We start from the raw sequence: 12504 nt of genomic DNA, 5'->3' as shown, positions 1-12504 counted from the left end.
TATGATTATAACTGATAAACCTTTTATTGCCATTTCTGACAGCCATGCAGCCGTTCAGGAATGCAACGTGACCCGTGAATCTGTTGAATTGCTGGCCGACCTGCGGCGGGAGAATATCCGGTTTGCCCATTGGAAAGGGAACTCTCACCTGTTGTTGTCACTGGAAGGAAAGACAGATCTGGAGATCCTGGTACATCCCGAAGACCGCCTGCTGTTCGAGATGATTGTAAAGAAACGATTTTATAAAAAGCTGATTGCTCAACCCTGGAATGCTTATCCTTCTAATGAAGATTGGATCGGGTTTGATTTTACTACCGGTAACCTGTTGCATTTGCATACCCATTATGACCTGGTTACCGGCATCGATTATGGAAAGTACCTGCATTTGCCCTGGCGGGAGCAATTTTTCCGGAACCTGAAAATTGATAAGCTAACAGGATGGCCCATCCCAATTCCTGAAATGGAAGCTCTCGTACTGTTGATACGCATCCAGGCGAATGCGATTCATAAAAAGAAAGCGATATCAGAGTCGAAACAAAACGAACTACGGCAATTGGTAAGCCAGGTACAGGTTCAGCGATTCCGGGACCTGTGCCAGGAATTGCAGTTGAACGTGCCTGGAGATCTGGACTTCGAAATAAGGAGGATCGTACAGGATAACAGCCTGCCGGCCATGATCCATCTTTCCTCGTTCTTTTATCACCAGCCTGTTGACTGTGTAAAAGCAAAATGGACATCGATAAAGACGGTTTATTATAAATATTTTTTCAAGGCTATCCGGGTGGCAGGCCGGTATTTGAAGCTTGTTCAATTAAAGAAAACAATGGCTGAAGGCGGTAAGATCATTGCTTTTGTGGGTAGTGACGGCGCAGGAAAAAGCACCTTATGCAAAGATGTGATCAAATGGCTGACCTTTAAGATAGACGCCCATTATTTTTACTTTGGAAAACGGCCTTTCATCAAGAGCAATGATAAGCAGCTTTTTTCCAAAACAGATTTTCTTTTCAACAATGGAATTTTTTCCCGGTACTTCAGAAAAATGGCAGGCAGTTTTTATTACCTCCTGCTGACAAATAAAAAAATAAACATGCTGCGGCTGGGTAAACAGGTAAGCAAAAAGAGCAGCCTGGTGATCTGTGACCGGTTTCCGCAAAAAGATATAATGGGTTTTTTCGACGGCCCGAAATTACAGACCGAAAAAAGATCCTGGCTCTCCGGTTTTGAAATGAAGCAATTCCAAAAACTTTTTTTAACAGGAAATGATGTGGTTTTCCGATTGAATTTATCAGCAGAAGTGGCGGCCCGGCGTAAACCAGATCATGATTACAAATTGATTGAACAGAAGTGTATTAATCTTTCCTCCATAACCTACGGGAGCGCAAAAGTGATTGATGTGGATGCCGAAAAGCCCTACGGGCAGGTGTTGTTGGAAATAAAAAGGAGAATATGGGAAAATCTTTAAACCCAATACTGCACCATGAATTCTAAAATCATTGAAATAATCGGTCCGCCGGGAGTTGGTAAATCAACTATATACAAATCGCTCTGTAAAATTTGGAAACCCGGCTCGCAATGGGTGTACCCTGATGTGCTTATGGCAATACCCCCACCTGTTTCTTCATTCAAAAAATGGTTGGTATATCACCTGCGTTTGCTGATGCGTAAAAAGTTAACAAAAAGTATCCCGGTTGATTATGGGCTGCGATTTGACGGGCAGCAACAGAAACTCGCGGAGTTTTGCTGGAAGCATCTGTCAGATACGCAACTCAATGGAGACAAAGAGATCAATAAACGTTTCAGATCAGCCTACTTTTTATTCGCCACCTTTTGCATTTACCAGGCGATCCTGGAAAAGGCGCCTGAGAAACCCTGCGTTATTGAAGAAGGTTTTTTGCAAAAGTCATTCTTTATAAGGGCTGATGAAAAGGACGATCAACTTACAAATGATCTGTTGAATAACTATTTACACCTGGTGCCGTTGCCCTATGCCATCATCTATATCGATACGCCTGATACCAATGAGATTGTAAAGCGGCTGCGCGGCCGTAAAAAGACCATTGCTTCCCATATGGAAAAAGATGATGAGGCTTTGCGCCGGGATATAGAAAGATGGAAGCATACACAAAATTTCATACTTGAAAAGCTGAAGAACGCCGGTGTACTGATCTTAAGAATAAATGGCAAACAGCCGGTAAAGGAAAACGTTTCTGCAATAATTGAACTGCTTAAAAAAGTAGCGCGTATGCGGGAAACCGGTCATGCGAATATTTCGAACGAGTCGAGCCTGAATCCTTTCATAATAGGTGAAACCGACCCAACAGTAAATTAATTCTTGTTCACAACCATTATACAATATGGCAAGATTTTTATTTTACGATGATAAGCTCATCAACCTGATGATGCAGGACGAAAAGCCTTGCGGCGGTGCCGCTGTTCAAACATATGGCTGGATCAGGGGCCTTATGGAAGAAGGGCAGGAGGTATATGTAATGACCGATGTAAACGGGAAAGGGGTGTTAAAGGAAGAATGCCGCAATATTAAACTGGTACCTATGTACGAACGCAACCGCGGTGTTCGGTGGCTGCGGTGGCTTTATTACCGGCTGCCTTATAACTATAAAAAAATGAAAGCTATAAAACCGGATTATCTCTATGTGAGTATACCCGGCTGGACTTCCTTCCTCATCGGGATCATCTGCCACCTGTTAAAGATCAAATTCATTCAACGAATATCCAACGACAATCAATTGGATAAACGGTTCCGGAAAGACCATTCTGTTGTACATCAATTTCTTTTGTTTTGTGGCTTCAGGCTTTCTGATCATATTTTATGTCAGAATAATTTTCAGTTACTGAATATTAAAAAAAAGTTTCCCGGCAAGTCAGCCATAAAATTATTCAACCCGCTATATGTAAATCATGAAACGCCTGTTGAAGGAGACCATTCAGGGCATTACATCGCCTGGCTGGGCATTTACCGGCGCCAGAAAAATCTTAAGCTTTTATACCAGATCGCCAGTTTATTAAAGAAGGAGCAATTTCTTATTGCCGGGAAAGAAGGAGCGCATTGTGATGAAGAAACCAGCTTTTACCTGGAAAAATTAAAGCAATTGCCGAATGTAAAATTCTCCGGGTTTCTTCATCGCACAGAGGTGATCCCTTTTTTAGCGAATGCCCGGTTTTTATTGAACACTTCGTATTATGAAGGCTTCAGCAATACATTTTTGGAAGCATTGTCGGTGGGCACCCCGGTGTTATCGAATATAAATGTTAATCCCGACGGAATTATTTCGAAAAACAATCTTGGGATAATATATAATGATGTGTTTGACCTATGCAGGCAACACGCTGCGATAACCCCCGAATTACATCAGCTAATGTCGGAGAACGCCAGGGAGTATGTTGCCCATAACCACGGTTACAGGTTACTCTCCAGGAGGTTGCTCCGGTATCTTTCAGAAGCCGACGTGACCAAAGCCCGCCGCAGGAAGAGACGCCTTGCACAACTAACTGATCAAACCACACAAGAATAATTCCCGTTTACATGAAGACGAATAATCAAAAAATAAACCTGCTTTTCTTTATCGGCAGTTTTAAGGGTGGAGGAAAAGAGCGCCGGTTGATCGAGTTGCTTTCTTATCTGGCAGCCAAAGATTGCTATGAGTTAATGGTGGTAGTAACCGATCCGATAATCGATTTTCCTGCTTTTTATGACCTTAAGATCACATACCATATCATTCCGAAGAAATGGAATAGGAACGATCTTACGGTGTTTTATAAGTTTTATCAGATCTGCCGGCAATTCAAACCAGACATCATTCATACCTGGGGCCGGGTGCAATCGTTTTATGCACTGCCGGCTGTTATAGGATTGAGAATACCATTGGTAAACGGACAAATTACCTCTGCCCCGCCAAGCGCAGCCAGGTTGTCGCTGAAAAGAATGATTGACCGGATCAATTTTAGTTTTTCAACCGTTATACTGTCCAACTCCCGCGCAGGCGTAACTGCATACAAACCGCCACAAAAAAAGATAAAAGTAATTTATAACGGGATCAGCCTTCACCGTTTTGATAACCTGCCTGCCCCGGAACAGGTACGATCAAAATATGGCATCACTACCCCGTTTTCAGTGGTAATGGTGGCCTCCTTTAGCAGTAATAAGAATTATGAACTGTTTTTTAGAATTGCAGAGAAAGTTACCAGCGTAAGAGATGATATTACTTTTATTGCTGTAGGGGATAGTTGCAATGGTAAACCGGCAGCAGTCAAATTATATGGTAAACTGGCCGACCGGAACCCAAGAATAAAACTTACCGGAAGGATAAGTGATGTGGAGGCCGTGATAAATAGCTGTACCCTGGGTGTGCTGTTTTCAAACAGCGCGGTACATGGTGAAGGTATTTCAAATGCCATTATAGAATATATGAGCCTTGGCAGGCCGGTCATGGCAAATGATGCCGGTGGTACAAAAGAAATAGTGTACAACAACGTGAATGGTTACCTGGTTACCCGGCAAACAGATGATGAAATTGCCGGGCTGATCACCAGCCTGATCGATGACCCGGAAAAATGCAAGGCATTTGGAAAAGCCGGACGAAAGATCATTGAAGCCTGTTTTTTGATCGACAAAATGGGGAAAGATTTTGAGGAAACCTACCAGGATATTTTGGAGGGAAGATTGAAGAATAAGTTGTCAACTTTTCAACCGGATAGCTCTTTGAGCAGTCAAACATTTTAAAGCAGCATTTTATGAAAGTACTATTCGTTTGTAGCGGCAACAGTAAAAATTTTTCGATCATTCCTTTCATTAAAGAACAGGGGGAGTCGCTAAAAAGCGCAGGAATAGAGCTGGAATATTATACGGTTGTGGGGAAAGGTTTAATGGGCTATGTAAGATCCGGTTTACAACTTCGCAAATTCCTGAAAAGAAATAAGTATGATCTTATTCATGCACACTTTACTTATTCCGGCTGGACGGCTCTTATAGGAGCTGGTAGAAAAATGCCCGTTGTATTGTCATTAATGGGCACGGATGCTACTGGAGAATACATAGGGAAAAATAAGGTGAATTTGCATAGCAGGATCCTGACCTTCCTGACCTGGATGATACAACCTTTTGTAAAGGCCATCATTTCCAAATCACCCAATATCGAGGCATCAGTGTACCGGAAGCATAAGTCTTTCATCATTCCCAATGGGGTGAATATGCAAAAATTCAGTCCCAATTTGCTACAAGCAAATAAGAACGGTTCACCGGTAAACGGAAAAAAGAAAGTATTGTTCCTGGGAAATAAAGACAGCCCGGGAAAGAACTTTCCCCTGGCGCAGGCGGCTATTCAGCAATTGGAAAATGTTGAGCTGCTTTGTCCGTATCCTGTGGCTCATAACGATGTGCCACTGTATTTGAATGAAGCGGATGTGTTGGTGCTCCCTTCTTTCATGGAGGGCTCTCCTAATGTGATTAAAGAAGCGATGGCCTGTAATTGTCCCATTGTATCAACGGATGTGGGCGATGTAAAATGGGTGATCGGGGAAACAATAGGATGCTATCTGGCTTCATTTGATGTAAAAGATTTTGCGAATAAAATACAACTGGCAATAAATACTCCGCAGGCTAATGGCAGAACCAACGGAAGACAACGGATAATGGAACTTGGTCTCGATATGGAAACAGTAGCGAAACGGCTTATGGAGGTATATCAAAAATCCTTGGATAATTAAAAAGTAAAGGTTTATGCAGAAAAGTGTAAGAAACCTGCTTGGTTACCTGGTAGCGAATATATTTATAATGGCAGGATTAGTAAAGTATGCAACAAAGAGAGCATTGAATACAAAATGTATCCTTGCCCTTTATTTTCACAAACCCGGTAAAAAGGAGTTTGAGTTTTGTGTGCGGTGGCTGAAAAAGAAGGGATTCACCTTTTTAAGCCCCGCCGATGTTGAACGGATAATAAAAGAGGAAATACCATTTCCCAGGGGTGGGGTGTTGCTCACGATAGACGATGGATGGCAATCTAATGTTACCAATGTGGTGGAGGTGGCAAACAGGTATGAAGTGCCTGTAACCATTTTTGTTTCCACCACGCCTGTTGAAGAAGGTGCGTATTGGTGGTCGTATGTGCAACAGGCAAAACGGCAGGGGCTAATACGGTTCTCCAAAAAGGACCTGAAGAAAATGCCGGAGCAAAACCGGCTCGGCATTTTGCAGGAAATAAAGAAGAAGATTGTTATCGGCAGGGACGCCATGACGGTTGAACAGGTTAAATCGGTTTCAACGTCTCCTTATGTTACTATCGGTTCCCATACCCAAACGCATCCGATCCTTATCAACTGCCCCGAGAAGCAGGTGTATGAAGAATTAAAGATCTCGCGCCAAAAGCTGGAGTCGTGGACGGGAAAGGAAGTGGTGTATTTTGCTTATCCGAATGGTGATTTTAGCCGGCGAGAAGTAGAAAAGCTGAGCGCATTGAATTACCGGCTGGCATTTTCATCTCAACCCAAATACCTGACGCCGGAATTATTATTGAAGGAAGGTTTTACCCTGCCGAGGTTCGGTTTCCTGGAAGGCGCTTCTATGGCTGAAAATATTTGCCGCATCACCGGTGTCTGGCAATTGATCATGTTCAAATTACCGCACCATGGTTTTTTAAAATCGAAAAATAAGAAAAGATGGAATGCAGGATGGTTGGATGGGTTGATGGTTGAAGCTCACAACCCGGAGTCTCCGACCAACAGGTAGGAATTATAAATATTTCAAGCTAACAAGCAAACTATAAAACAATCAAGCCCTGGTTTTCTTCCATGAAAATCCTGTTTGATATAAAGCATCCGGTTCAGGTCAATCTTTTCAAAGGGCTTTCAAATGAGTTACGGGAAGAAAACTGGGAAGTAACAATTTGTTACCTCCAAAGGGGCAAATTGCCTGACCTTATTAAAAGGGAATATGTCGGGTTTAATACGATTCCGGTGGGAAGCAGTAAGGGAACCAGGTGGTCGATAATCTGGGATGGTAATATCAAACGGATATTGACTTTTTTGGACCTTATCAGAAAAGGTAATTACAATATTTGTGTAACGGCCAGCAGCATACCATTGGCGTTGGCCTGCAAACTTACCGGCATTCCTGTTATACAGTTTTATGATGATCTCGAAGTGCCATGGATTAATCAAATAAATGCCGGCCTTTCCACTCAATTGTTTTTTCCACCAATCGTTGAAAAGAATCATAAAATATCAGTTTTTAACTGCCTGCATGAGTGGAGTTATTTGAGCCCTAAACGGTTTATACCAGATGAAAAGATATACAGGTATTATGGATTGAAACCACATGAATATATTTTCGTCAGGGAAGTCAGTAATAAATCGTTTAATTATTATCGCCAGCAGGATGGAATTATCAGTTGTTTCGCCGGTAAAATATGTTCAGGTACAAATGCGGTATTGTCGCTGGAAGATAAAAGTTACGCTGACAGGTATCCCAGGCATTGGATCATTTTGCAGGAGCCGGTTGAAGATATTCACTCCCTCATTTATTTTTCCAGGTTAGTCATCTCATCGGGCGACAGTATGGCAAGGGAAGGCGCCTTGCTGGGAGTGCCGAGCGTATACTGCGGGGTCAGAAAAATGAAGGTTAATGAATTGCTGATAAATGCCGGCATCCTGGAACATTGGCCGGGCGACAGCGCATTGCCTTTTATCAACAGGGCCATTGAGGTAAAATTTGATAAAGAGAAACAAAATGGAACCAGAAACCAACTGCTTGAACAATGGAGTGATATGACAGCATTCATGAAAGAGCAGATCCACCGTTATAAATTGTAGTTACTCACCGGTGTCTGGCATTTCCAAATTAGTAACCCAACCATAGCTGTTCTGTATGAAAATTCTATTTGACATTAAACATCCCGCCCAGTTGAATCTTTTTAAAGGGATCTCCAATGAGTTACGGGATGAAAACTGGGAAGTAACCATTTGCTACCTGCAGAGAGGCAAATTGCCGGGCATTATTAATAAGGAGTATGCCGGGTTTAATATAGTGCCGGTAGGAAGCAGCAATGGCACCAGGTGGTCAATACTCTGGGATGGCAATATCAAACGTACGTTGGCATTTCTGGAGCTGATCAAAAGAGAGAACTACAACATTTGTGTGGCGGCAAGCAGTATCCCATTGGCATTGGCCTGCAAAATTGCCGGCATTCCGGTAATCCAATTTTATGATGATCCTGAACGGACGCAGATCAATCGCATAAACGCCAGCCTTTCCAGCCAGTTGTTTTTTCCGCCCATCGTTAAAGAGAACCATAAAATATCCGTGTTCAATTGCCTGAAAGAATGGAGTTATCTGAGTTCTAAACGGTTTCAACCCAATGAGAAAATACTCCGGCAATATGCACTGGCGCCTCATGAATATGTTTTTGTACGCGAGGTCAGTAACAAATCTTTTAATTACTATAACCAGCAGGATGGAATTGTAAGTGGTTTTGCCAACAGGATAAATGCCAACGCAAAGGTGATCTTATCGCTTGAAGATAAAAGTTATACAGACTGCTTCCCACAGCATTGGACCATTTTACAGGAGCCGGTGGAAGACATTCATTCCCTCATTTATTATTCCAAACTGGTGATTTCATCGGGCGACAGCATGGCAAGGGAAGGCGCCATGCTGGGTGTGCCAAGCGTATATTGCGGCACCCGGGAAATGAAGGCCAATGAATTGTTGATACAGTTGGGCATTTTGGAACATTTGCCCGGCGACAGCGCGCTGGCTTTTATTAACAGTACCATTGATAAAAAATTCGATGAAGAAAAGCAAACCGGCACCAGGGGCCAATTGCTTGAACAATGGGACGACATGACGGTATTTATGAAAGAGCAGATTAATCGTTACAAAACTTAGTATACAATGAAAATATCAATTTTTGGATTAGGATATGTAGGATGTGTTAGTCTTGGCTGCCTGGCAAAGAACGGGCATGAGGTAATGGGCGTTGATGTAAGCAGTTTCAAAGTTGATCTTATCAACAACGGACACCCTACGATACAGGAAAAAGACATTAACGACATTATTTGGCAGGGTTTTGCCAATGGCCGTATTTCAGCTACCACCTGCGCCGAAGAAGCCGTGCATAGTACTGAGCTAAGTATTATTTGTGTGGGCACCCCGCCTTCTACGAACGGGCATTTGAATCTGTCGTATATCTTCAAAACGGCAGAACAAATAGGAACGGCGCTGAAAACAAAGGAAAGCTTTCATACGGTGGTCATTCGCAGTACGGTGGTACCGGGAACCAACCAGCGTTATGGGGAGATCATAGAAGAGTTTTCAGGCAGGAAAAGAGGCGAGCATTTTTCCGTGGTCTCAAATCCTGAATTCTTGCGCGAGGGGTCGGCTGTTCATGACTATTATCATCCGGCCGTTACGGTGGTAGGTGGAGACAATACCTGCGCTATGGAGAAAGTAGCTTCTTTATACCGTTGCCTGGATGCACCGATTGAAATAACAGATATTAAAGTAGCTGAGATCATTAAATACGTTAATAATTCATTTCATGCCCTCAAAATTGCTTTTGCAAATGAAGTAGGAAATATCTGCAAAGCGTTGCACATTGACCCGTTCAAGGTAATGGAACTGTTTTGTAAAGACACCCGGCTGAATATTTCCACGGCTTATTTGAAACCGGGTTTCGTTTACGGCGGTTCCTGCCTGCCCAAAGACCTGAAAGGCCTGGTGACGTTAGGCCACGATAATTATCTCGATACTCCGGTGCTATCCATGATCAAATCATCGAACGAGCAGCACAAAAGGAAAGCATTTGAGCTGGTAGACAATACCGGAAAGAAAAATGTTTGCCTCGTTGGGCTGAGTTTTAAAGAAGGTACAGATGATCTGCGGTTCAGCCCATTTGTTGAACTGGCCGAAACGCTGATCGGGAAAGGGTATCACGTAACTATTTACGATGAATACGTTTGTTTATCAAAACTGATCGGCGCCAATAAAGCCTATATTAATGAACATTTGCCGCATTTATCAGAGCATATCAGCAACAACCTAGAAGCGGCCATTGCCAATAATGATGTAGTGATCATCAGTCACCGGAACTTTGATGTAAAACATTATCGGCATTTGTTGAAAGAAAAAGCGGCAATCATTGACCTGGTAAGGATTCATGACCTGGAGGAATTACCCAATTATGAAGGCATCTGCTGGTAGCGCATAAAAAGCTGAAAGCGGAATACTGACACCTGATTTGACCTGAGAAAAAGGAGAGAGCGTAGTTAAGTATTTAGTAATTAAAGCTTTTATCATGGCACAGAAAATTGCAACCGACTTTTTTGACCTTGCAGTCCGCCGGAAAATGTATTCCGGCAAATCAAATCTCAAATTTTATCTCAACAACTTTTTTGAAAACGTTGACCTTTCGCAGAAAGAAGTTTTGGATGTAGGTGGAGGCAAAGGCCTGCTGTCGTTTTATGCGGCAGTTAAAGGGGCCAAAAATGTCGTATGCCTTGAACCGGAAAAAGATGGATCGAGGACTGGGATGATAAAAGGATATAATGAGCTGCGGAATGAATTACCCGAATCCCTGCCGGTGAAACTGATCGCTCTCCGATTACAGGAATTTTTGCAACAAACTATCCCCGCAACGTATGATGTAGTGATCATGCATAATTCAATTAATCACCTCGATGAGGATGCCTGTATTCATTTATTGGATAATGAAGACAGCTACAAGCGGTATTTAACCGTTTTCAAAAATGTTTACAGGGTAATGAAGAAAAAGGCCGTACTGATTGCGACTGATGTTTCCTGTAATAATTTCTTTAACGATATCGGAATGAAAAACATTTTCGTGCCCAGTATTGAATGGTATAAACACCAGAAACCCGATACCTGGATCTCACTGCTCAAAGCTGCCGGCTTTAAAAACCCGATTGTAAAATGGCTCACGCCCAACCGGCTCGGAAAGCCCGGCAGGCTCTTGCTGGGTAATTACTTCATGAGTTACCTCACGAGAAGTTTTTTTAAAGTAACAATGGAAAAGTAACCCGGGAAAACAAATGCTACCTTCTGACGTGGATTTAATTTTTTAACTTCTAAAGCGTGGTTGTATGCATGGTCAAAAGCAGAAACGTGAACTCCCTTCCCTGGCTATAGATTTGCTCCCCCTTATTTTTATTTTTATTGCTGCACTTTACTGTTACAGGGATTTCAGATTTTCAAAAAGGGATTTGATAGCATTATTCGTTTTTATTATCCTGTGGTGTATTGGGGAATACATTAGAAAACATCGTTATTCCGATTTGTCGTTGCAATGGCAGAAACGGATCTTCAGTCATATAAAGGCGTATTGCAGCCTTATCATACTTGAGTTCGTAGTGCTGTTGTATTTGCCTGTTCCTGTCATTTTCTGGAAACAGTTGATCACGTTTACATTTGGGATCGTGGCGCTGGATTTTTTGATCAAATTTTTGAACATTGATGTATTGACAAGGGATGTCGGAACCCCGAAACATGTTATTGTAGCCGGCACAGGAAGTAAAGCAAAGATCATTGAAGACCAGGTGTTGACAAGTCATAACCACGAATATCAGTTGAAAGGATTTATAAGTTGTGACAACCAGGATGTGTGCATGATCGAAAGTAAAAAGGTTTTGGGCGATCTGGACAATATCAATCAATACCTGCAGTCCAATGACGTTGATGAAATTGTTATTGCATTGCCCGATGAACAGAAAAAGAACATTCAAAGGGTTTTAACAGTGGCCGATTATCATGGCATAAGGGTGAAATACGTATTGGACTATCATGAGTTGTTCGGCAACCATTACAAGATCACCCGGTTTGGCCAGGTGGATGCTGTTAACATCAGGGAATTGCCGATTGACGGAAAGTTTGCCGGGTTTTTAAAAAATAGTTTTGATAAGGTATTTGCAGTGGCAGCGCTTATCTTCTTATTACCGCTATTTTTAATTATTGCCCTGTTAATTAAACTGGAATCGCCCGGCCCTGTTTTTTATTGTCCCATTCGCATCGGGAAAGGAGGGAAGGCTTTCAAAGTGTTTAAGTTCAGAAGCATGCGGCAAAACGATGATTCTGCTGCCGGTACGCAGTCCACGAAAGTAAATGATCCCCGCATTACCCGGGTTGGAAAGTTTCTTAGAAAATACAGCATTGATGAATTGCCGCAGTTTATCAATGTTGTTTCAGGTACCATGAGCGTAGTGGGCCCCCGCCCGCACAGAAGGTACCTGAATCGTCAATTACAGGAGAATGTTTACCATTACATGCTCAGGCAATACGTAAAGCCCGGTATAACCGGTTGGGCGCAGGTGAATGGCTGGCGGGGCCCCACCGATACAGAAGAACAAAAAAGGCAACGTACCCTGCATGATCTCTGGTATATAGAAAACTGGTCATTCCGGCTCGATATGAAGATCATCTTCCTGACCTTATTCAGTCAAAAGGCGCATACTTCAGCTTTTTGATCTGCATGCTACCCT

General features: G+C 42.6%; 11 protein-coding genes. All 11 read left to right on the top strand.

All coding sequences use genetic code 11. The features are described from left to right. The first annotated feature begins 1 nt into the window (after position 1). The 11 genes from FAM09_RS12690 (at position 2) to FAM09_RS12640 (ending at position 12489) form a co-directional block, all read left to right on the top strand. A complete protein-coding gene (locus tag FAM09_RS12690; RefSeq protein ID WP_136577493.1) occupies positions 2-1462 on the top strand; it encodes a nucleoside/nucleotide kinase family protein in 1461 nt (486 codons plus the stop codon). A gap of 15 nt (positions 1463-1477) precedes the next feature. Then, on the top strand, positions 1478-2329 hold the full coding sequence (locus FAM09_RS12685) for a hypothetical protein (RefSeq protein WP_136577492.1): 852 nt from the start codon (positions 1478-1480) through the stop codon (positions 2327-2329). A 25-nt stretch (positions 2330-2354) separates the two neighbouring features. Then, positions 2355-3533 carry a glycosyltransferase family 4 protein gene (locus FAM09_RS12680; protein WP_136577491.1) on the top strand — a complete coding sequence of 393 codons (1179 nt, stop codon included), beginning with the start codon at positions 2355-2357 and terminating at the stop codon, positions 3531-3533. 11 nt (positions 3534-3544) lie between these two features. Further along, on the top strand, positions 3545-4741 hold the full coding sequence (locus tag FAM09_RS12675) for a glycosyltransferase family 4 protein (RefSeq protein ID WP_136577490.1): 1197 nt from the start codon (positions 3545-3547) through the stop codon (positions 4739-4741). A gap of 11 nt (positions 4742-4752) precedes the next feature. Continuing rightward, positions 4753-5724: a glycosyltransferase family 4 protein gene (locus tag FAM09_RS12670; RefSeq protein WP_136577489.1), complete on the top strand. Its 972-nt coding sequence runs from the start codon at positions 4753-4755 to the stop codon at positions 5722-5724. 13 nt (positions 5725-5737) lie between these two features. Beyond that, positions 5738-6742 (top strand): polysaccharide deacetylase family protein, encoded by a 1005-nt coding sequence (locus tag FAM09_RS12665; protein WP_136577488.1) that lies wholly within the window; start codon positions 5738-5740, stop codon positions 6740-6742. A 62-nt stretch (positions 6743-6804) separates the two neighbouring features. Beyond that, on the top strand, positions 6805-7824 hold the full coding sequence (locus FAM09_RS12660) for a DUF354 domain-containing protein (RefSeq protein ID WP_136577487.1): 1020 nt from the start codon (positions 6805-6807) through the stop codon (positions 7822-7824). 55 nt (positions 7825-7879) lie between these two features. After that, positions 7880-8899, top strand: a complete 1020-nt coding sequence (locus tag FAM09_RS12655; protein ID WP_136577486.1) for a DUF354 domain-containing protein — start codon at positions 7880-7882, stop codon at positions 8897-8899. Positions 8900-8905: 6 nt separating this feature from the next. Beyond that, positions 8906-10213, top strand: coding sequence for a nucleotide sugar dehydrogenase (locus FAM09_RS12650; RefSeq protein WP_136577485.1), 1308 nt, complete (start codon positions 8906-8908; stop codon positions 10211-10213). A 94-nt stretch (positions 10214-10307) separates the two neighbouring features. After that, positions 10308-11048 carry a class I SAM-dependent methyltransferase gene (locus FAM09_RS12645; protein ID WP_136577484.1) on the top strand — a complete coding sequence of 247 codons (741 nt, stop codon included), beginning with the start codon at positions 10308-10310 and terminating at the stop codon, positions 11046-11048. 64 nt (positions 11049-11112) lie between these two features. Then, positions 11113-12489 carry an exopolysaccharide biosynthesis polyprenyl glycosylphosphotransferase gene (locus FAM09_RS12640; RefSeq protein WP_136577483.1) on the top strand — a complete coding sequence of 459 codons (1377 nt, stop codon included), beginning with the start codon at positions 11113-11115 and terminating at the stop codon, positions 12487-12489. The last annotated feature ends 15 nt before the right edge of the window (positions 12490-12504 follow it).

Origin of the sequence: Niastella caeni, from assembly GCF_004834005.1 — a bacterium.
GTDB classification, from domain to species: domain Bacteria; phylum Bacteroidota; class Bacteroidia; order Chitinophagales; family Chitinophagaceae; genus Niastella; species Niastella caeni.
The sequence above is the reverse complement of the archived record's forward strand: the minus strand, read 5'-3'. Positions and strand labels throughout refer to the sequence as shown.